Source organism: Streptomyces sp. NPDC051109, assembly GCF_044455885.1.
In the GTDB taxonomy this organism is placed as follows: domain Bacteria; phylum Actinomycetota; class Actinomycetes; order Streptomycetales; family Streptomycetaceae; genus Streptomyces.
The window spans coordinates 419372-440013 of the sequence record NZ_JBITFF010000004.1; the positions used below are offsets into that span (position 1 = coordinate 419372).

Consider the following 20642-nt stretch of genomic DNA (forward strand, 5'->3'; position numbering starts at 1 on the left):
ACCCGGCTCCGCCGACCCCGCAACGGGACGGCGTCCGTTCGGGGGAAGGGGCCGCCCCGGCCCGCGGGCCGGGTGTCAGCGGGCCACGTACGTCTTGGCCGCCCGGTCGTGCCAGCCCCGGCGGCGGGGCCGGTCCCCGAGGCACCAGAGGCTGCCCGGGAGCCCGAGGAACGCGTACACCAGCCAGCGGCGCAGGGCCGCGCCGAACGTGGGCGGGCGGAGGGTGGCGGCCGCCAGCACCCGGATCCCCAGGAGCTTCTTGCCGGGCGTGCGGCCCCAGCGGGCGGTGGGGAGCACCTCGTAGAACACCCCGAAGAGCAGTACGGCGGCCAGGACGAGGCCGAGGTATCCGGCGGTTGTGGCGTCGAACAGCCACACGGTGGTGGTCCGGCCGCTGCCCTTGGCGGCGTCGACCTTGGCCTCCACGTGGGCGGTGGCCGCGGGCACGAGGGGCCAGGCGGCGCCGGCCGCGACCGCGCCGAGTACGAGGGTGTCCAGGGTGCGGGCCGCGGCCCGGCGTACGAGCCCGGCGGGCCGGGTGGCCCGCTCCGCCATCCGCTCGAACACGGCCCGCTCGGTGACCCGGGGGACGCCGCTGCCGGCCGCGGGCGCCGGACCGGCTTCGAGGCCGTGCTCCGCTTCGGCGGCGGGAGCCGCCCGGCGGGGGGCGGGGGCGGGGGCCCGGCGGGCCGGGACGGGACGGCGGGCCGCCGCCGGGGAGGACTGCGCGGCCGACGAAGCCTCCGGCATGAGGGGCTCCGCCTGCGGACCGGGGTCGGGCCAGGCGGCCGGGTCACGGCGCACCGGGGCCTGCGACCACGGCTCGCGGTCCACCCGGACCTCCGGTTCGGGCCGGCCGGCCGGGGCCCGATCCGCCGGGGCGGCCGGGTCGCGGCGCGACGGGGCCTCGGGCTGGGGGCGGGGTGACGGCTCCCAGCCGACCGGGGCCTCCGGCTCGGGGCGGGGTGACGGCTCCCAGCCTGCCGGGGCCTCCGGCTCGGGGCGGGGTGACGGGTCTCGGCGCAGGGGGGTCTGCGGCCAGGACGAGGTGAGCCCGGACGGGCCGGCTCCGGTGCCGGGGGCTGCGGGCCACTCGGGCTCGACGGGAGCGGGCGCCGGGGCGGGGGCGGCCGGGGAGCGGGCCGACAGGATGCCGACGCTCTCGGCGGAGCCCCGTACGGCGGCCTGCGCGGGGAACCGCTCCGCGGTACGGGCGAAGGACACCCCCGGCCGGCGGTCGGCTCGTTCGGCGGCCTCCAGCGGCTCCGGGCGCGGCCCGCGGCCCGTCGAGACCCCCGTGGGCACCGAAGGGGCGGGCGCGTGACCCCCGTCGGGCTCCGGCTGCGCCGGGCCGCCCCAGGACACCCGGTCGTCGCGCGGCCCGCCGAAGCCGGACTGGTGCAGGGGATCGGCCTGCCACGAGGCCGCGGGCGCGGCGGGCCGCGGCGCGGGCTCCGGCTCCGGCTCCGGCTCCGGCTCCGGCTCCGGGAGCGCCTCGGTCACTCCGGTCTCGTCCAGGAAGACCGGCCCCGTCTCGTCGGACCGGGCGGCGGCAGGGGCGGGGGCGGCAGGAGGGGCGGGGGCAGGGGCGGGGGCGGCAGGAGCGGCGGGGGCAGGGCGGCTCGTACCCGGGACCCAGTTGAGGCCGTTCCAGTACCGGACGAACCCGGGGATGGACGGATCGGGGTAGTAGCCCTCGCGGGCCGCGTGCTCGCCGTCACCAGGGGAGGCCGTCAATGTCCCCAACTCCGATCGTGGCTTGAGGCTTGTGCAAGGGGAGGACCATAGCCAAGAACCGTGCCCCGACAGGTCCGGTAACGGGAGAATCCAAGCCTTTGAGCGAACGCGGCGCCCTACGGCTGTTTTCGGTCACCCGACAGGATCCGGCCAATCCCCGATCCGGTGCACGAAGTCGCGTCATACCCGGGCACATCGGCGCTCTCCCCGGGTGTGGGGCGCGAACCCGGCCCCACGCCACGAACCGCAGAACCGAAGCACCGAAGTGAGGCCGCCATGCACCACCCCGTCGTCGAGCGCGAGCTGGAACTCAAGCTGGTCCTGTCCCCCGAGCGGAGCGTCGCCGTCCCGGCCCGACTGGTCTACCTGACGGACGACCCGTTCGCCGTGCACATCACCTTCCACACCGGCTCCAGCACCCCCGTCAACTGGACCTTCGCCCGCGAGCTGCTGGTCGAGGGGGTGTTCCGCCCGTGCGGCCACGGAGACGTCCGGATCTGGCCCACCAAGGTCGACAACAGGGCCGTCCTCTGCATGGCGCTCACCTCCCCCGACGGCGACGCCCTGCTGGAGGCCCCGGCGGCCGCCGTGTCGGCGTGGCTGGAGCGCACGCTGCGCATGGTCCCGCCCGGCACCGAGGCTGATCGGCTGGGCCTGGACGCCGCGCTGGCGGAGCTGCTCGCGCCGACCCCGGCCGACGACCTGTGGATGCGGGACCCGTGGCCGTCGGACGAGTCGGCGGAGGGCGATCTGTGATCGTGATGCGGATCAGCCACCTCCGCCTCGTCCATCCCGCACCCTCCATACCCGGCGTACGGTCAGAAGAGCTTGCCGGGGTTGAGCAGTCCGAGCGGGTCGAAGGCCTGCTTGACCGCGCGCTGCATCTCCATCCCCACCGGCCCCAGTTCGCGTGCGAGCCACTCCTTCTTGAGGACCCCGACCCCGTGCTCGCCGGTGATGGTCCCGCCGAGGGCCAGCCCCAGCGCCATGATCTCGTCGAAGGACTCGCGGGCCCGCCGCGTCTCGTCCTCGTCGGCCGGGTCGAAGCAGACCACCGGGTGCGTGTTGCCGTCGCCCGCGTGCGCGCAGACCCCGATGAGCAGGTCGTACGCGCGGGCGATGGCGGCCGTCCCGTCCAGCATCTCGGCGAGCCGCGAGCGCGGTACGCAGACGTCGTCGATCATCGTCGCGGGGCGCAGGGCGTCCAGGGCGGTCAGCGACATCCGGCGGGCCTGGAGGAGCAGTTCGGATTCCGCCTCGTCCTCGGCGGGGACGACGGCGGTGGCCCCGGCGGCCCGGCACAGCTCCCCCACGGCGGCGAGGCCCTCGGGTGCGTCCGGGGTGTCGAAGGCGGCCAGCAGCAGGGCCTCGGTGGTCTCGGGCAGGCCCATCTTGCCGAGCGCGTTGACGGCGCGGACGGTCGTACGGTCCATCAGTTCCAGCAGCGAGGGCGTGAGCCCGGCCTCCATGACGGCGCAGACGGCCGCACAGGCGGCCGCGGCCGAGGGGAACTCGGCGGCCAGCGCCAGCCGGCGGGGCGGCGCGGGGCGCAGGGCGAGCACGGCCCGGACGACGACGCCGAGGCTGCCCTCGGAGCCGACGAAGAGCCGGGTGAGGTCGTATCCGGCGACGCCCTTGGCGGTGCGCCGGCCCGTACGCAGCAGCCGTCCGTCGGCGAGGACCACGTCGAGGCCGAGCACGTACTCGGCGGTGACCCCGTACTTGACGCAGCACAGGCCGCCGGACGCGGTGCCGATGTTGCCGCCGATCGTGCACTGCTCCCAGCTGGAGGGGTCGGGCGGGTAGAACAGGCCCTGGTCGGCGACGGCCCGTGAGAGCACCGCGTTCACGACGCCGGGTTCGACGACGGCGATGCGGTCGACGGTGTTGATCTCCAGGATCCGGTCCATCTTGACGAGGGAGAGCAGGATGCAGCCGTCGGAGGCGTTGGCGGCGCCCGACAGGCCGGTGCGGGCGCCCTGCGGGACGACGGGGACCCGCAGGGCGGTGGCGGTGCGCATCACGTGCTGCACCTGTTCGACGGTGCGGGGCAGGGCCACGGCCGCCGGGGTGCCGGCGGCGCAGAAGGCGGCCATGTCGGTGGCGTAGGAGGTTGTCACCCCGGGGTCGGTGAGGAGGGCCTCGGCCGGGAGCCCCTCCAGGAGGCTCGCGTGCAGACGCGGCAAGAGATCGTCTTCGCCGGTGTCGTCCTTGACATCCATGACATCCATGGGCCCAGCGTGGCACCGGGGGCCATCGGTGTGAACACGGCCGCGACGGGCTTCGGACACCTCGGCGAACTCTTCATATTGACGCACAGTGACCCCATGGACCGTGCCACCCGTACCGCGCGTATCTCCCGTATCGCCCGTACTGCTCGTGCCGCCCGCGCCGCTCGCGCCGCCCGGATCGAGGAGGAAGCACAGCAGCCCGCGCCACCCGTGACCTTCACCGGCCGCAAGACGCTCGTGGCGGCCGGGGTCGCGGTGGTGCTGATCGCCGGGGCCCTGCTGATCCGGCCGGCCCGCCAGGGCGACGACGCCCGCCCGCCCGGGCCGACCGAGCGGGCCGCGTCGGCGGTCGGCATGGGTGCGCCGGCGGCGGCGGTCGACCTGACGGCTCTGGTGGCGGACCGGGAGAAGTGGGTCGCGGGGCACGGCAAGGACGACGCGTCTTGGGCGGTGCTCGGGGCGGCGTACCTGGAGCAGGCCCGCCGGACGGCGGAGCCGGCCTGGTACCCGAAGGCCGAGAAGGCGCTGAAGCGGTCGCTTGAGCTCCGCCCGGTCGAGAAGGGCAACTTCGACGCGATGACCGCCATGGGCGCGCTGGCCAATGCCCGGGGCGACTTCGGGACCGGCAAGAAGTGGGGCGAGCTCGTACGGGCACAGGCGCCGAGCCGGTGGACGGCGTACCCGGTGCTGGTGGACGCGTACACGGGCCTGGGCGACTACAAGGCGGCCGAGCGGTCGATGGAGCGGCTGCTGGACCTGAGGCCGGGGCTCGCCGCGTTCATCCGGGCCTCGCAGGTCTACCGGGACCGCGGCTGGCGCGAGGACGCGACGATGGCGATGGAGCACGCGGGGGGCGCGGCGAAGGCGCCGGCGGAAAAGGCGTACGTCCTGTTCCGGCTCGGGGAGCTGTCGTGGGAGCGGGGCGACGCGGCGGAGGCGCTGCGCCAGTACGAGGGCGCGCTCCGCACGGACCCGGCGCAGGCGCAGGCACTGGGCGGCCGGGCCAGGGCGCTGGCCGGGCTGGGCCGGGGCGGGGAGGCCGTCCGGGACTACCGGATGGCGCTGGGCCGGGCGCAGGTGCCGAGGCTGGCGCTGGAGCTGGGCGAGCTGCTGGAGGCGCTGGGGCGCGCGGACGAGGCGAAGACGCCGTACGACATGCTGCGTACGGCCGCGGCGCGGGGCGCGGCGGACGGGGTGAACGAGTCGGTGGTCCTGGGCCTGTTCGAGGCGGACCACGGAAATCCGGCGGCGGCCGTGCGGCGGCTGACGCAGGAGTGGTCGCGGCACAAGAGCATGGAGGTGGCGGACGCCCTGGCGTGGGCGCTGCACAAGACGGGTGACGACACGGCGGCGCTGGAGTACGCGAAGAAGTCGACGGACCGGGGGGTGCGGAGCGCGGACTTCGCGTTCCACCGGGCGATGATCGAGCGGAGCCTGGGCGATGAGGCCGGGGCCCGGCGCCACCTGGAGGAGGCGTTGCGGACCAACCCGCGGTTCTCGCCGGTCAGGGTCGCGCAGGCGAAGGCGGCCCTCGCCTCGATCGGCCGGCCGCCGGCGGGCGGCCCGGAGAACATGCAGCCGGCCAAGCCGTGGGTGGCCCCGGACCTCCCGAAGGCGGCCCAGCCGAAGCCGTCGTCCAAGCCCGGCCCCGCCGGCACCTGAGCCGCACCGGCCCGGCCGGCGTGAAAGGCGCGGGGGCCCGGGGGCAGAGCCCCCGGACCCCCGAACCGCGACCTACAGGTTGCCCCGCTTGGCCTGCTCGCGCTCGATCGCCTCGAACAGCGCCTTGAAGTTGCCCTTGCCGAAGCCCATGGACCCGTGCCGCTCGATGATCTCGAAGAACACCGTCGGACGGTCCTGCACCGGCTTGGTGAAGATCTGCAGCAGGTAGCCGTCCTCGTCGCGGTCGACGAGGATCTTCAGCTCGCGCAGGGTCTCCACCGGCACGCGGGTCTCGCCCGCCCACTCGCCGAGCGTGTCGTAGTACGAGTCCGGGGTGTCCAGGAAGGCCACGCCCGCCGCACGCATCGACCGTACGGTCGCCACGATGTCGTTCGAGGCGAGCGCGATGTGCTGGACGCCGGCGCCGCCGTAGAACTCCAGGTACTCGTCGATCTGCGACTTCTTCTTCGCGATCGCCGGCTCGTTGATGGGGAACTTCACCTTCAGGGTGCCGTCCGCGACCACCTTCGACATCAGGGCCGAGTACTCGGTCGCGATGTCGTCGCCCACGAACTCCTTCATGTTCGTGAAGCCCATGACCTTGTTGTAGAACGCGACCCACTCGTTCATCCGGCCGAGCTCGACGTTGCCCACGCAGTGGTCGATGGCCTGGAAGGTGCGCTTGGCCGGGGCCTCGACCAGCGGGTCGACGGCGACGTAGCCCGGCAGGTAGGGGCCGGTGTAGTCCTTGCGCTCGACCAGCGTGTGGCGGGTCTGGCCGTAGGTGGCGATGGCGGCGAGCACGACGGTGCCGTGCTCGTCCTTCACCTCGTACGGCTCGTCCAGGCCGCGCGCGCCGTGCTCGACGGCGTACGCGTACGCGGCCCGCGCGTCCGGGACCTCGATCGCGAGGTCGACCACGCCGTCGCCGTGGTCGGCGACGTGCTCGGCGAGGAAGCGGCCGCGGTCCGTCGTCGCCTTGATGACCGAGGTCAGGACGAAGCGCGCGGCGCCGTTGGTCAGGACGTAGCTGGCCGTCTCGCGGACTCCGTTCTCCGGTCCGGAGTAGGCGACGAGCTTCATGCCGAACGCGGTGGAGTAGTAGTGAGCGGCCTGCTTGGCGTTGCCCACGGCGAAGACGACCGCGTCCATGCCCTTCACCGGGAAGGGGTCTGCCTCACGCGAGGTGAGCGGGGTGGTTTCGAGGTTCGCCAGAGACTCAGTCATGAGCGCAGAGTCCCGCCGATCCACAAGCTGCGCAATAGTTTCCTGTTTGCCTGTACAGGCTGACCAGTCGAGGCGGAGGATTGCTGAAAGGTCTGTGCAGTATGACCACCCCCGCGCCAGGGAGGCACCCATGGGGATCGACGAACTCGACGGCCGGCTGATCGTCCTGCTCGCGCGCGAGCCCCGGATCGGGGTCCTGGAGGCCTCGCGCCGGCTCGGCGTGGCCCGCGGCACCGTGCAGGCCCGGCTCGACCGGCTCCAGTCGAACGGGGTCATCCGCGGCTTCGGCCCCCAGGTGGACCCGGCCGCCCTCGGGTACCCGGTGACCGCGTTCGCGACGCTGGAGATCAAGCAGGGCCAGGGGGCCGACGTGCGGGCACACCTGAACGGGGTGCCGGAGGTGCTGGAGCTGCACACCACCACCGGGCACGGGGACATGCTGTGCCGGCTCGTGGCCCGGTCCAACGCCGATCTGCAGCGGGTCATCGACCGGGTGGTGGGCTTCGAGGGGATCGTGCGCGCCTCTACGGCGATCGTCATGGAGAACCCGGTGCCGCTGCGGGTGATCCCCCTGGTGGAGCAGGCGGCACAGGAAGGCTGATCCCCTCGCCCGGATCCCAAGAACGCGTTGCAAAGAAATGCTTGCATAGAAGTCTTTGCAACTCTACGGTGGAGCCATGCCCGAGGAGCCGAACCCCGAAGCGCCCAAGGTCCGTACGCTCGACGCCCGCTCCCTGCGCGGCCTCGCCCACCCGCTGCGCATCCGCCTGCTGGCCACGCTGCGCCACGAGGGGCCCGCCACGGCGTCCCAACTGGCGGAGCGGCTCGGCGAATCCAGCGGATCAACCAGCTACCACCTGCGCCAGCTCGCCGCGCACGGCTTCGTCGAGGACGCGCCGGAGCAGGGGAAGGGGCGCGAGCGCTGGTGGCGGGCCGCCCACGACGGCACCCGGTTCGACGAGAAGCTGCTGTACGACGAGGACCCGGCCACGCGCGGCGCGGCGGACCTCTTCCTGCACGAGATCGCGACGATCCACACGCAGGAGATGAGCACTTGGCTGGGTACGGCCCACGGCTGGCCCCAGGAGTGGCGGCGCGCCTCGGACATCAGCGACTTCACGCTGCGCCTGACCCCCGGGCAGAGCCTCGAACTCATCCACAAGATGCACGAGTTGATCGACGGCTACCGCGACCTGCCGCCGGCGGAGGGCGCGCGGACGGTCCGCTTCCACACGCACGCCTTCCCGCGCGCCGGCGAATAGGCCGCGCCCGCAGCACCCTCGGCGGCCTCCGCGCCCGCCCACCCTTTCCTCCGCCCTCCCGCGCGCTTTCCCGTTTGCCCCGCTTTCCCGTTTGCCTCGTTTTCGCCTCACAAGGAGCCCTGCCGTGCCCGCCTTCACACCCGGACGCCGGACGGATCTGCGGCCCTTAGCGGCGGTCCTGGCCGCCAACACCATCTCCATAGCCGGGAGTTCCGTCACCCTGATCGGCGTCCCGTGGTTCGTGCTCCAAACCACGGGCAGCGCCGGCCGGGCCGGGATCGTCGCCTTCTGCGCCACCCTGCCCGTCGTCGTCGCCGCACTCGTCGGCGGCCCCGTCATCGACCGGATGGGCCGCCGCCGGGTCTCTGCGGTCTCCGACCTCGTCTGCGCCGCATCGGTCGGCGCGATCCCGCTGCTGCACTACGCGGGCGTGCTGGAGTTCTGGATGCTGTGCGCGCTGATGGCCGTCGGGGGCCTCGTCCACACGCCGGGCCTGACCTCCCGCGGCGTCCTGCTGCCGAACCTCGCCGAGCACGCCGGCACCCCCTTGGCCCGGGCTGCGAGCCTGTACGACGCGGTCTCGCGCGGGGCCAGGATGATCGGGGCCGCGCTGGCCGGCGTACTGATCGCCGCCTTCGGGGCCGAGTCCGCGCTGCTGCTGGACGCGGCCAGCTTCGCGGTCTCGGCGCTGCTGGTCGGCGCCTTCCTGCGCGGGGTCCCCGCCGCCGAGCCGCAGCCGGCCGCCGGGAAGATCTCCTTCGCCGGCTACCGGGCCGAACTGGCCGAGGGCTGGACCTTCCTGACCCGCGCCCCGCTGCTGATGGGCATCACCGTGATGGTGATGATGACCAACGGCTTGGACCAGGGCTGGTCCGCCGTCCTGCTGCCCGTGCACGGCCGCGAGGCCCTCGGCGGCGCCACGGCGGTCGGCCTGCTCGTCTCCGTCTTCGGCGGCTCGGCGCTGCTGGGCGCGCTGCTCTACGGAGTGTGGGGGGACCGGTTCTCCCGCAGGGCGGTGCTCACGGCGGCTTTCGTGCTGTGCGGGGCGCCCCGGTACGCGGCCGCCGCCTTCACCGACACCCCGCTGCCGCTCGCGGTGACGATGGCGCTGTCCGGGCTCGGCGCGGGCATGCTCAACCCGATCCTGACCACCGTGGTCTACGAGCGGATCCCGGAGGAGCTGCGCAGCCGCGTCTCGGGCGTGACCACGGCGGGCTGCGAGCTGACCATGCCGCTGGGCGGGCTCGCGGCGGGCCTGCTGGTCGACGGGTTCGGGGTGACGCGGACGCTGCTGCTGTTCGGCGGCACCTACCTCCTGGTCACCCTCTCGCCGCTGGTCTTCCCGGCCTGGCGGACGATGGAGCGCCCGGCGGGCGCCGAGCGGGAGCCGGTCGCGCCGGGGCCGGTCGATGCGGGGCGATGCGATGCGGGGCCGGTCGATGCGGTGGGGCTCAGCAGGACGGAACCGGCTGCCCCCGGGTCAGGGCACGCAGCGCCTGCACCGCATCCGTCAGCGAAGTGACGGGGACCAGCCGGAGTCCCTCGGGGAGTTCGGACAGCGCGTCGGAGCACTCCGCCTCCGGCACGAGGAACACGCTCGCCCCGTCGCGCTGAGCGGCCTGGGTCTTCAGGGCCACGCCGCCGACGGCGCCGACCTTGCCGTCCGCGCTGATGGTGCCCGTACCGGCGATGGTGCGGCCGCCGGTGAGGTCGCCGCCGCTGCCGTCGCCGTCGAGCTTGTCGACGATGCCGAGGGAGAAGAGCAGGCCGGCGCTCGGGCCGCCCACGTCGGCGAGGTTCAGCTGGACCTTCACGTCCTTCGGGTCCTTGTGGAGGTAGCCGAGGGCGGCCTGGGTGGCCGTGGACTGCGACGCGGCCATTTGCTCCAGGTTGTGCGCCTCGATCTCCTTGTCGCTTCCGCCGGAGGGGTAGACCGCCTCCTTGGGCATGACCGCCCGGGTGCTGTCGAACCAGTCGTCGACGAGCTCGGGCAGGGTCACGGTGGTGGAGGGACCGGTGGCCTGGATGGTGGTCATCCGGAGCTGGCCGGTGGTCTGCCGGGTCGGGGCGCCCGTCACGGAGATGACGTGCTTGCCGTCGCGGTCGCCGAGCACGTCGGCCGTGAGGCCCGGCTGGGCGATCACGAAGGGCAGCGGCGCGAAGGCCGCCGCGGCGAACAGCCCGAGCACGGGCACGGCGCAGACGGCCAGGGCGACGGGACGCGGCAGACGTGTGAGGCGAGAGAGCACCCGGCCAATGTATCGGGCGCCCCCGCCGCCCCCGAGCCCCACCGTGCGGGACGCGGCGGGGCGGCCTTCCTTCCGTACGGCTCAGCGCAGGGCGTCGGCCACCTCGCGGGCCGCGTCCACGACGCGCGGACCGACCCGCTCCGGCACGGCGTCGGCCAGCATCACGACTCCCACGCTGCCCTCCAGCCCCGTGATGCCCACGAGCGGGGCTGCCGCGCCGCTGGCGCCCGCTTCGAGCTCCCCGTGGGTCAGCGTGTACCCGGGCTCGGTGAGCGTGCCCTGACGGGCGGCCAGAATGGCCCGCCCGGCGGCCCCCCGGTCCAGCGGGTGGCGGAAGCCGGCCCGGTAGGCCACGTGGTAGTCCGTCCAGGTGGGTTCGACGACGGCCACGGCGAGGGCCTCGGTGCCGTCGACGAGGGTCAGGTGCGCGGTGGCGCCTATGTCCTCGGCGAGCGACCGCAGCGCGGGAAGGGCCGCCTCGCGTACGAGCGGATGCACCTGCCGCCCGAGCCGCAGCACGCCGAGCCCGACGCGGGCCCGGCCGCCGAGGTCGCGACGGACCAGCGCGTGCTGCTCAAGGGTGGCCAGCAGGCGGTAGACCACCGTGCGGTTCACACCGAGGCGGTTGGAGAGCTCGGTGACGGTCAGACCGTGGTCGGTGTCGGCGAGCAGTTTGAGGACTCTGAGTCCCCGGTCCAGAGTCTGGGAGGTTTCCGCGGTCACGACGCCTCTCCCTCTCTCGGTGAGCGGCGGTGACTCTCGGGGTGGATACGGCGCCGGTCCCACGGCGACGCACGAGAGGCCGCCGGTAGCGGCCATGGCACCGGCTGCGCTCCCGCGGCGGCTCTGCCACGGGGCGTTCGATGCGGGGACATTAGCGAGCGGGTCCGCTCAGCGGAAGGCCTCGTCCAGAATCCGGGCGCCAACTACCCCTTTGTGCCGGTTAACGATCGCCGCCGGAGTCGTTTCGTTACCTCGGCCGCGCGGCGGGTCTGTGCGATCGGCCGACGCGGCTCACGGCTTCCGCGCCCGGGCGCGGCCGGACCGGCCCCCGGTCCCGGACACGGAACGTGACGGCGCCCCCGTACGAAACTCCGCCGGGCGCCCGTTCCCCAGTCCGTGGAAACGGTGGACGGAGGAACGGGACGGGCCGGACGGACGAACAGGAAAAGGAATGCGGAAAAGGAGTGAGGAACGGGAAAGGGAACGGGGTCACCGCATCCGGGTGGCCCACTCCTGCACCTTTTTGATCCGCTCCCGCAGCTGTCCCGCCGTCGCCTCCGCGCTCGGCGGCCCACCGCACACGCGCCGCAGCTCGGTGTGGATCACCCCGTGCGGCTTGCCGCTCTGGTGGACGTACGCGCCCACCATCGTGTTCAGCGACTTCCGCAGCTCCAGCAGTTCCTTGTGCGAGACCACCGGCCGCCGGTCGGCCGGCAGCTCCAGCAGGTCCGCCTCCGCGTCCGGCTTGCGGCGGCTGTGCGCGATCTGCCGCGACTGCCGCTTCTGGAGCAGCATCTGCACCTGGTCGGGCTCCAGCAGCCCCGGGATGCCGAGGTAGTCCTGCTCCTCCTCGCTGCCCGGGTGCGCCTGCATGCCGAACTCGGCGCCGTCGTAGAGCACCCGGTCGAAGACGGCGTCGGACTCCAGCGCCTCGAAGGACATCTGCTCGTCCTCGCCGGTGTCCTCGTCCTCCTGCCGGTTCGCCTCGTCCATCTCCTTCTCGGACTCGGCGTACGGGTCTTCCTCACCCTTCTTCTTGGGCTTGTCGAGGACGTGGTCGCGTTCGACCTCCATCTCGTTGGCGAAGCCCAGGAGATAGGGAATGGTCGGGAGGAACACGGAGGCGGTCTCGCCGCGCCTGCGCGAACGCACGAAGCGGCCGACGGCCTGCGCGAAGAACAGCGGCGTCGAGATCGTCGTGGCGTACACGCCCACCGCGAGACGCGGTACGTCGACGCCCTCGGACACCATGCGGACGGCGACCATCCAGCGGTCGTCGTTGCCGCTGAAGGTGTCGATGTTCTTCGAGGCGCCGGTGTCGTCGGAGAGCACCAGGGTCGCCTTGGTGCCGGTGATCTCGCGGATCAGCTTGGCGTACGCGCGCGCCGAGTCCTGGTCGGAGGCGATGACGAGCCCGCCCGCGTCCGGGATGCCCTTGCGGACCTCGGTCAGCCGCTGGTCGGCGGCGCGCAGCACGTTCGGCATCCAGTCGCCGCGCGGGTCCAGCGCCGTGCGCCACGCCTGGGAGATGGCGTCCTTGGTCATCGGTTCGCCGAGACGGGCGGCGATCTCGTCGCCGGCCTTGGTGCGCCAGCGCATGTTGCCGCTGTAGGACAGGAAGATCACGGGGCGTACGACCCCGTCGCCGAGGGCGTTCCCGTACCCGTAGGTGTAGTCGGCGGAAGAGCGCCGGATCCCGTCGTTCCCCTCCTCGTACGTGACGAAGGGAATGGGGTTGGTGTCGGACCGGAAGGGCGTACCGGTCAGCGCGAGCCGCCGGGTCGCCGGGTCGAAGGCCTCCAGGCAGGCCTCGCCCCAGGACTTCGAGTCACCGGCGTGGTGGATCTCGTCGAGGATGACGAGGGTCTTGCGCTGCTCGCAGCGGTTGCGGTGCAGCATCGGGCGTACGCCGACGCCCGCGTACGTCACGGCGACCCCGTGGTAGTCCTTGCTCAGCGGCCCGGCGGAGTACTCCGGGTCCAGCCGGATGCCTATCCGGGCGGCGGCCTCGGCCCACTGCTTCTTCAGGTGCTCGGTCGGCGCGACGACGGTCACCTGCTGCACGACGTGGTGGTGCAGCAGCCAGGACGCGAGCGTCAGCGCGAAGGTCGTCTTGCCTGCGCCGGGCGTCGCGACCGCGAGGAAGTCACGGGGCTGGGTCTGGACGTACCGGTCCAGCGCACCCTGCTGCCAGGCGCGCAGCTTGCTGGCGGTACCCCAGGGGGCACGGCCGGGGAAGGCGGGTGAGAGGTGGTGGGAGGCGGTAGTAGTCACGGTCTCCGGTTCGGGCTCTCGGCGGCGGTCGTACGTAGGACAACCGGGCCACCCTACCGGGGCCGGCCGGCCCCTCGGGGAGGGACAGGCCCGTGACCTCGGCGGGTGCGGCGAGCGTCACATCCGGCGCAACCGCTCGGCGATGCGGGCCACATCGGCCTCGTGGCCGGCGGCGACGTCGATGACCAGGTCGTAGGCGGCGTCCTGGTCCACGCCGGCGAGGTCGATGCCGTTCACGGCGAGGAAGGTGGCGGCGGCGAGCCAGGCCGTCCGCTTGTTCCCGTCCACGAGGGGGTGGTTGCTCGCGATCCCGTGCAGGAGCGCGGCGGCCTGCTCGTACGGGTCCACGTACGCGGGAGTCCCGAACATCCGCGCGCGGGGCCGGTGCACGGCGGACTCCAGCAGCCCGGGGGCACGCAGCTCGACGGCCTGCTCCAGGCAGGCGTGCCGAGCGAGGTCACGCACCTCGGCGAGGGTCAGGTGCCGCACACCGCCGGACCCGCGCGCGTTGCGGGCGCCGGCACGGGGGCTGGTGCCGGGGCTGGTGCCGGGGCTGGTGTCGGGGCTGGTGTCGGGGCCGGGGCGGGTGGAGCTGCCGCTGCTGCTGCCGCTCACTGGCCGAGCCGCTTCAGCAGCGCGTCGTGCCGCTGCGCCAAGCGCGCGGCCTCTTCCCCGACCCGCGCCCGCTCGGCCCGCAGGTACCGCCGCACCGCCTCGCGCGCGACGTCCTCGGGGGCGCACCCCGTCGCGTCGGCAAGATCGGCGAGCTGGGCCCGGTCACCACCGCCCAGCGCAATGATCAAGTTCTCCATCCGGGCAGCGTACGCATCGGCGCCCCCGGCCCCCAGCGTTTTTCACCCCTGCCCTTGGCGCCCACCCGGCCCCCGGACCCCGGAACGCTCACGCCCGCGTTGCGGCCGGCTCCGGCTTCTCCCCGTACAGCCGGGTCGCGACCCACGCGCCGACCAGCGCCACGCAGGCCATCGGCAGGAAGACGACGACGAACGCCGCCGGGTGCGAGGCCGAGCCCGCCCCCTCGGCGGCGACGGCGTGCACGGACCCCACCGCTCCCCCGCCCAGCGCGGCGAACGCCGCGCCCCCCGCCGCCAGCAGCACCACATTGGCCAGCGCGTCCGAGATCTGCAGCGCGGCGGAATTGGCCCCGGCCTCCTGCGGCGCGGACAGCTCCAGCAGCAGCACGCTCGTCGAAGCGGTCACCAGCCCCATCCCCAGGCACCCCACCGCCCAGGCGACCGCCAGGGTCCACACCGGCACGGACTCGATCAGCACCGCCGGCGCGGCCGCGATGGCGAAGGCCACCAGCACCATCCCCACCACCATGAGCCGCTCCCGGTACGGCGCCATCCGCCCCTTCGACTGCAGCCACGAGCCGCCCGCCCAGGTCAGACCGCCCGCCGCCAGCGAGAACCCGGCCAGCGTCGGGCTGAGCCCGCGCTGGGTCACCAGCATCAGCGGCACGAAGCTCTCCGCCGAGATGAACGCCCCCGCCGCCACCCCGCGCAGCAGCACCACCGAAGGAAGCCCGCGCCGGGCCAGGTACGTACCGCGCGGAAGCAGCCCCCGTACGGCGGGCACCAGCAGCCCCGCCCCCGCGGCGGCCGGCAGCAGCGACAGCCACCGCAGGTCCTGGGCGGCGTACTGCAACAGCGCCGCCCCGACGGAGATCCCGAGCGCCAGCCGGATCCGCCGCCCGTCGAAGGCGGCGGGCGGCGCGTCCGGATCCACCGGCCCGGACGCGGTGCGCCGTATCGCCGGCAGGGCCACGACCAGCGGTACGACGACCAGCACGGGTATCCCGACGAACACCCAGCGCCAGCCGAGGTGCTCGGTCACGGCCCCCGAGGCCAGCGGCCCGACGATGGACGGCACCACCCAGCTCGCCGCGAAGGCGGCCATGATCGCGGGCCGCAGCCGCTCCTCGTAGGCCCGGCTCACCACGACGTACAGCGCGACGATGACCAGCCCGCCCCCGAACCCCTGCACGGCCCGCCCGAGGACGAACACCCACATGTCCACGGCGGTCCCGGCGAGGAGGAGCCCCGCGGCGAAGGCGGCGATCCCGACGGCGAGGGGCCACAACGGCCCCTTCCTGTCGGCCCACTGCCCGGACAGGACCATCCCGAAGAGGCTGGTGGTGAAGTACGCGGAGAAGGCGAAGGCGTAGAGCCCGATCCCGTCCAGCTCCCGCGCGGCGACGGGCATGGCCGTCCCGACGGCGGTCGCCTCGAAGGCGATGAGGAAGATGACGGAGATGATCCCGATGCTGAGCGCCCGGTACGCAGACCCCAGGATCCCGCCCTCGGGCTCCGACGGGATCGGCACACTGCGCTGCGACTCACGGGCTCCAAGGGCACTCATCGCCCCAGGGTAAGCCCCTATGCCGGGCTACGCCCCTGTCAATTGGACGTATCCCCCGTGGTCCCGAAGACCTAGGACCCGCGACCGTGAACGCAGCATGGCAATCACGTTGCACCCGCCCCGCACACCTTCCCCCACCCCGCCGCCCGCCCGTACGGTCACACCCATGACCACCCCGCAGCCGTGTGCCCGAGTGGTTGAGGGACTCGCCTGCAAAGCGAGGCACGCGGGTTCAATTCCCGCCACGGCTTCTCCCGAAGGCCGCTCAGAAGTGTTCTGAGCGGCCTTCGCCCTTCCGCCCGGCGGTGTCGGGCCGCTAGCCCGCGCAGTGGGTCTGCTGCTTGGCCGCCTCGACGAACTTCGTCATGAGCCGGGTGAACAACGGGCGGGAGCCGCCCTTCTCGACTTGGTCGGTGGATCCGCTGAGCGACAGCTCGACCTGAAAGGGCTCGTCGCTCCCCTTGCAGACGAGGAGTACCCGAGCGCCCGTGTTGTACACGATGCCCTTGTCGCCCAACGGCAGCGGATCCGCTGCCGGCTTGATCAGCTCGGTGTTCCAGAAGAAGCTCTGATCCAGCGGCTGGCGCGTCGCCGAGGCCTGGAACCGATCCTTGCCGTCCACGTCGACACTGCACGTGGCGCCCCTGCGTACCGCGGTCAGCTGCATGTCGGCCGGCCCCGACTCCTTCACCTGCTCGCCGCTACCCATCAAGGGCCCGAGGTCGGATCGGGAGAACACTCCGAAGCAGGTGGTCTCGGGCAGTTTCGACGCAGCCGTTTCGGTCCCCTCGGAGCAGCCGCTCAGTACGGCCAGGGCTACGGGGGCGGCGGCCACCAGCGCAAGGGCGGACCTGCGTATGGGCATCAGGAACCTCCGTTGGACGTCGCGACCTGGCCTCGGCCGACGGCATGGGCGTTCGCGGTCTCGGTCGACGCGACTCCGGCGAGGGCGTCGATGGTCCGCTGGGTCATGCCGGTTCCCTCGGCGGCCTTCCGGACCGACTGCGCCGCCGACAACCCGGCCTCCGTCTGGGCGTCCGTGTAGTCGATCACCGCCTTGTGGTCGATCTCGCCGATCTTCTCCGCCTTGTCCTTCGTCGCCCGCTCGACCACGCCTTCCGTGATGTCCTCCTGAAGCCACTCCACGACGTCCCCAGCCAGGGGGACCATCTCCAGGTACTTGCCGCCTGCCGCACTGATGGCGCGGTTGACCCACTTGGCGTTGTCCTCGACGCCCTTTACGTACTCTTCCTTCGTGTGGGCGTTCTCGCCGAACGTGCCCTCGGCCCTGGCCTCGGACAGGATGCCCGCGATCTGACCTCCCGGATGCACGGCACTCTTGATCGCAGCGTCGACATCGTCGTATTCACTGCGATGCGCGATGACGTCGTTGACGAGCGTGGTCGTGAACGCCCGCTGTGAGGCGGTCATGGCGCCGTACGCGTCCGGGTCCTGGCCCACGGCTCCGATGAAGGCCGCCATGTCGGCCTTGTGGAACTCGGCCATCACTCCGCCGGCCTTGATCATCCCGCTGCCGTTCTCCGCCGAGGCCTGGATGTCGGGCATGTACTCGGCGGCCATCTGGCCGAAGTGGCCCGACAGCCCCTTCAAGGGATCGCTTCCGGTTTCGCCGGGCTTCCCGGTGACCAGCTCGGGCTTGTCACCGATCTTCTCGACCACGCGTTCCATGATCGCCGTCATTTCCTTGGTGTGCGGGACGGACTTCGCGTCCTCGTCGCCCGGCACGCGGCCCGAGACGGCCGCTTCGAGGGCGTTGCCGAGTGCGTCCTGGGCCGGGCCCGCTTCGCCGTAGGGGTGGCTGGGCGTCCGGTCGAAGGCGTCGGCCCACGACTCCTTGTCCAGCATGTAGTCGACCATCCCCCGGGCCTTGCCGTGCTGGCCGGACACCACCTTGTCGGCCGTCGTGACGACGCCGTCGCCGTTGCTGTCCTGGCGGACCGGCTCGTTGAAGAACGCCGTCGCCGCGTCCGGGTTGTGGGACATCGCGTCCATCAGGCCCGTCAGCGGGTAGAACCCCCGGCTGCCGTCCTTGCCCTGGATGAGCACCGTCTTCGGGTCGTACGGAGAGCCGTGCTCCCAGGCCTTCGGGTTCTCGCGGTCGAACGCGACCATGTCCCGGCCGACCGAGGTCAGGAAGTCCTTGTCGTACCTGCCCTCGTGGAGCAGCGCGCCCAACGCCTGGTAACCGTAGATCTTGCTGGTCAGATCGCCGGTGACCTGCATCTCCTTGCGACCGGCCTTCATCAGGCCGGTCGTCCACGCCGCATCCAGGTGGTTCGGCGAGCTCTTCTGCGTGGCGAGTCCCAGCATCGCGCCCATGTCGTTCTGGATGTTGCCGACCATCGCCAGGCGGTCCTTGCCGGCCTCGCCCAGGGTCGACGCGTCGATGGACAGCTTCGCGTACGCCTCAAGCGTGCCATCGGGGCCGAGCTTGCGGTAGAAGTCCGTCGAGAAGTCGGCGTCGTCGCGGTTGTCGTCGAGCAGGTCCTCCAGCTCGCGCAGCGCCTCGGGGTTGCGGGCCACGCCGCCCTGTTCCTTGCTGAGCTTCTTCATCAGCTCGGCCGCCCGGTCGGCCTGTTCGCCGTCCAGGGTGGTGTACTTCGGCGCGGTGAAGTCGTGGTCGTCCGAGACGTTCGCGCGCAGCGCGCGGGCCAGGGAGTCGTCGGCGTCCGCGCAGTCCTCGACGAGCCGGTCCAGCCTCGCCTGCCAGGCCTTGCGGTTCTCCTCCTGCTTGCGCTTGAACTCGGGGTAGTCCGGGTCGTGCCGGGCCGCGTACTCGGTCTTCGGGTCCATCGGGACGGCCGAGACCTTGCCGGCCGCGTCCACGCGGAAGCCGGCGGCCGGGGCCTCCTCGTCGGCGGCCTTCTTGAGCGCGTCCCGGGCGGTCTTGATGGTGGTGTGGCCGTCGCTGAGGAGCTGGTGGACGCCCTTGGCCTCCTTGGCCGCGTCCTCGAACTCCTTGGCCGTCTTGTCGACGAACGCCCGCCCGACGCCCGCGGTGACCCCGCTCCACTCGGCCTTGTCGGCCTTGGCCTTCATGCCGTTGCGAGCAGCCTCGGCCATCTCGTCCAGCTTGTCGGCCATGGCCTTCCAGTCCGTGGCCGCCGTCTGGAGCTTGTCCAGGGGCGCGTTCATCACGTTCTCGTACGTCAGCATGGGGCGCCGCCTACTTCAGGTACTTGTCGATCGCGGACGTGGTGAAGTCGGCGTGCAACTGCTCCTCGTCCTTGGCGTGGGAGGAGAGCGAGTAGTTGAGCCCGTTGGAGATGTTCGCGCAGGCGGCCACCAGGGTCTTCACCTGGCTCTCCCACATCGTGTTGACCTTCAGCAGCGCCGCCCCGCTGACGAAGGTCTCCTTCGTCAGCGCCCCGGCGGCCTCGCTGGTGGCGGTGGCGGCGTGCTTGCCGTCCGTCTGGAGCCGCGCGTGCAGCTTGTACGCCTCGGTGCCGATGGCGCCGATGTGGTCCTGGTTGAGCTCCAGGTCGCCGCCGCCACCGCCGCCGGGCTCGACGGGTACGTGGTTCAGCCGCATGGAGACGTTGGCGGCGGCCGTGGCGCGCGCGGCGGACCATTCCTCGTCGAACGACATCGCGTGCATTTCTCCTTGTGTCACATCAACGTCCAACACGTTGATGTGCTCGTTTGGTTACGGCTTCGACAGCGAGCAGGCAGGTTCCCATCCCGAGGAAGGCCCAGGGAAGGAGTCCGTTGTCGTTTGTCTTGTTCTGTACGGGGGATGCGGATGCCGGGGTCGGTACGGGTTTGTGCTGGCCCGGGGCTGGGGATGATATCCGGTCCGCCACAGCGAGGTCAGGGAGCGGGAAGACGTTCGCGGGGCCGGGGTCACCGGGGTCGGTCAGCGCGATGACGGGGCGGACGACTCCGTAGCCGAGGCGGTCGTTGCGCTCGACGCCGTGGACGGGGTCGGGCTTCTCAGCCGTGTGCAGCAGGACGCGGAGCACCTGGTTGCCGGTCCAGTCGGGGTGCGCGGACCAGAGCAGGGCGGCGGAGGCGGAGACGAGGGCGGTGGCCTCGCTGGTCCCGTGGTTGACGCAGAGACCGGCGTCGGCGTCGGGGTCGGCGTCGGCGTCGGCGTCGGCGTCGGCGTCGGCGTCGGCGTCGGCGTCGGCGTCGGGGGAATCACCGGCGCATCCGGTGGCGATGTCGACGCCGGGGGCGGACAGGTCCACCTGAGGGCCGTGCTGGGACTCCTGGGTCGCCACGCCGTCCTGGCCGACGGCGGAGACGCCGACCACTCCGGGTGAACCGGACGGGTACATGACCTCGTTGGGGCCCTCTCCGTCGTTGCCGACGGAGGAGAAGACGAGCTTGCCCTTGTCCACGGCGTACCTGACGGCGGCGTCGAGTTCCTCGCTCCTGCCCGGTCCGCCGAACGAGATGTTCAGGACCTTGGCTTCCGAGTCCGCCGCGAAGCGGATCGCCTCGGCGATCGACTGATGGGGGCGTAGGTTCCCGCCGCCCTCGGAGACGCGGAGGGGAAGGACCTTGGCGCCCGGGGCCAGCCCGTACGCTCCCTCGCCGGACGGACCCTTGCCCGTGCCTGCGATCAGGGCGGCCATACCGGTGCCGTGATCGCCGTAGTCGGTGCGTTCGTCGCCCTGGTAGCCGTGGGAGAAGTCCTTGCCCTGGACCACTTGGCCGTCGAGCTCGGGGATCCGGCCGACGCCGGTGTCGATGACGGCGACGGTGACGCCTTGGCCGGTACCGAGTTTCCAGACGTCTCGGGCTTTCAAGGCGTCGAGATGCCACTGCTCCGGCCGAGCGGAGTGGGCGCGGGCGGCCGGGGCCGCGGCGGCCCCGGCCAGCAGGAGGCCGGCCAGGGCCGAGGTCGTCCGACGCAGCCGCACGGACCGCCG

General features: G+C 72.6%; 18 protein-coding genes and 1 tRNA gene. 6 read left to right on the top strand and 13 right to left on the bottom strand.

What is annotated here, in order from left to right; genetic code table 11:
• Window positions 1-75 precede the first annotated feature (75 nt).
• Entirely contained in the window at window positions 76-1746 is a 1671-nt protein-coding gene (locus tag ACIBAD_RS10740) for an RDD family protein (protein ID WP_398905830.1), read from the bottom strand.
• A 267-nt stretch (window positions 1747-2013) separates the two neighbouring features.
• Between ACIBAD_RS10740 and ACIBAD_RS10745 the strand changes: the two genes are divergently transcribed.
• On the top strand, window positions 2014-2493 hold the full coding sequence (locus tag ACIBAD_RS10745; protein WP_398905833.1) for an SsgA family sporulation/cell division regulator: 480 nt from the start codon (window positions 2014-2016) through the stop codon (window positions 2491-2493).
• Between the two features lie 62 nt (window positions 2494-2555).
• On the opposite strand, the gene ACIBAD_RS10750 is transcribed toward ACIBAD_RS10745, so the two are convergent.
• Window positions 2556-3959 (bottom strand): FAD-binding oxidoreductase, encoded by a 1404-nt coding sequence (locus tag ACIBAD_RS10750; RefSeq protein ID WP_398905945.1) that lies wholly within the window; start codon window positions 3957-3959, stop codon window positions 2556-2558.
• A 105-nt stretch (window positions 3960-4064) separates the two neighbouring features.
• Here ACIBAD_RS10750 and ACIBAD_RS10755 point away from each other — a divergent pair, with 105 nt between their 5' ends.
• Window positions 4065-5630 carry a hypothetical protein gene (locus tag ACIBAD_RS10755; RefSeq protein ID WP_398905835.1) on the top strand — a complete coding sequence of 522 codons (1566 nt, stop codon included), beginning with the start codon at window positions 4065-4067 and terminating at the stop codon, window positions 5628-5630.
• A gap of 72 nt (window positions 5631-5702) precedes the next feature.
• Here the strand turns inward: ACIBAD_RS10755 and hppD are convergent, their stop codons facing one another.
• Window positions 5703-6857, bottom strand: a complete 1155-nt coding sequence (gene hppD, locus ACIBAD_RS10760; protein WP_134075654.1) for a 4-hydroxyphenylpyruvate dioxygenase — start codon at window positions 6855-6857, stop codon at window positions 5703-5705.
• A gap of 130 nt (window positions 6858-6987) precedes the next feature.
• On the opposite strand from hppD, the gene ACIBAD_RS10765 reads away from it, so the two are divergent.
• The 3 genes from ACIBAD_RS10765 to ACIBAD_RS10775 all read left to right on the top strand — a co-directional run bounded on the left by ACIBAD_RS10765 (window position 6988) and on the right by ACIBAD_RS10775 (window position 9641).
• Window positions 6988-7458, top strand: coding sequence for an Lrp/AsnC family transcriptional regulator (locus tag ACIBAD_RS10765; RefSeq protein ID WP_048476218.1), 471 nt, complete (start codon window positions 6988-6990; stop codon window positions 7456-7458).
• Between the two features lie 76 nt (window positions 7459-7534).
• Complete coding sequence (locus ACIBAD_RS10770; RefSeq protein WP_134075655.1) at window positions 7535-8119, top strand: helix-turn-helix domain-containing protein; 585 nt, start codon at window positions 7535-7537, stop codon at window positions 8117-8119.
• Between the two features lie 124 nt (window positions 8120-8243).
• The gene (locus ACIBAD_RS10775) at window positions 8244-9641 is read left to right on the top strand and encodes an MFS transporter (protein ID WP_398905838.1); all 1398 of its coding nucleotides are present in this window, start codon (window positions 8244-8246) and stop codon (window positions 9639-9641) included.
• On the opposite strand, the gene ACIBAD_RS10780 is transcribed toward ACIBAD_RS10775, so the two are convergent.
• The 6 genes from ACIBAD_RS10780 to ACIBAD_RS10805 form a co-directional block, all read right to left on the bottom strand.
• Window positions 9571-10368: a S16 family serine protease gene (locus ACIBAD_RS10780; RefSeq protein ID WP_134075656.1), complete on the bottom strand. Its 798-nt coding sequence runs from the start codon at window positions 10366-10368 to the stop codon at window positions 9571-9573. The genes ACIBAD_RS10775 and ACIBAD_RS10780 overlap by 71 nt on opposite strands.
• An 81-nt stretch (window positions 10369-10449) precedes the next feature.
• The gene (locus ACIBAD_RS10785; RefSeq protein WP_030158675.1) at window positions 10450-11091 is read right to left on the bottom strand and encodes an IclR family transcriptional regulator; all 642 of its coding nucleotides are present in this window, start codon (window positions 11089-11091) and stop codon (window positions 10450-10452) included.
• Between the two features lie 489 nt (window positions 11092-11580).
• Entirely contained in the window at window positions 11581-13365 is a 1785-nt protein-coding gene (locus tag ACIBAD_RS10790; RefSeq protein WP_134075657.1) for a DEAD/DEAH box helicase, read from the bottom strand.
• Window positions 13366-13482: 117 nt separating this feature from the next.
• The gene (locus ACIBAD_RS10795; RefSeq protein WP_398905947.1) at window positions 13483-13854 is read right to left on the bottom strand and encodes a type II toxin-antitoxin system death-on-curing family toxin; all 372 of its coding nucleotides are present in this window, start codon (window positions 13852-13854) and stop codon (window positions 13483-13485) included.
• A 122-nt stretch (window positions 13855-13976) separates the two neighbouring features.
• A complete protein-coding gene (locus ACIBAD_RS10800) occupies window positions 13977-14177 on the bottom strand; it encodes a hypothetical protein (RefSeq protein WP_398905842.1) in 201 nt (66 codons plus the stop codon).
• 88 nt (window positions 14178-14265) lie between these two features.
• Window positions 14266-15744, bottom strand: a complete 1479-nt coding sequence (locus ACIBAD_RS10805) for an MFS transporter (protein WP_398905845.1) — start codon at window positions 15742-15744, stop codon at window positions 14266-14268.
• Between the two features lie 179 nt (window positions 15745-15923).
• Between ACIBAD_RS10805 and ACIBAD_RS10810 the strand changes: the two genes are divergently transcribed.
• Window positions 15924-15995 (top strand) — tRNA-Cys (locus tag ACIBAD_RS10810).
• A 65-nt stretch (window positions 15996-16060) separates the two neighbouring features.
• On the opposite strand, the gene ACIBAD_RS10815 is transcribed toward ACIBAD_RS10810, so the two are convergent.
• The 4 genes from ACIBAD_RS10815 to ACIBAD_RS10830 are packed head-to-tail and all read right to left on the bottom strand — an operon-like array spanning window position 16061 to window position 20633.
• Entirely contained in the window at window positions 16061-16609 is a 549-nt protein-coding gene (locus ACIBAD_RS10815; RefSeq protein ID WP_398905847.1) for a hypothetical protein, read from the bottom strand.
• Window positions 16609-18921, bottom strand: coding sequence for a hypothetical protein (locus ACIBAD_RS10820; protein WP_398905849.1), 2313 nt, complete (start codon window positions 18919-18921; stop codon window positions 16609-16611). The genes ACIBAD_RS10815 and ACIBAD_RS10820 overlap by 1 nt, the downstream gene beginning before the upstream one ends.
• Before the next feature lie 10 nt (window positions 18922-18931).
• A complete protein-coding gene (locus ACIBAD_RS10825) occupies window positions 18932-19363 on the bottom strand; it encodes a hypothetical protein (protein WP_398905851.1) in 432 nt (143 codons plus the stop codon).
• A 16-nt stretch (window positions 19364-19379) separates the two neighbouring features.
• Window positions 19380-20633, bottom strand: coding sequence for a S8 family serine peptidase (locus ACIBAD_RS10830; RefSeq protein WP_398905853.1), 1254 nt, complete (start codon window positions 20631-20633; stop codon window positions 19380-19382).
• Window positions 20634-20642 lie beyond the last annotated feature (9 nt).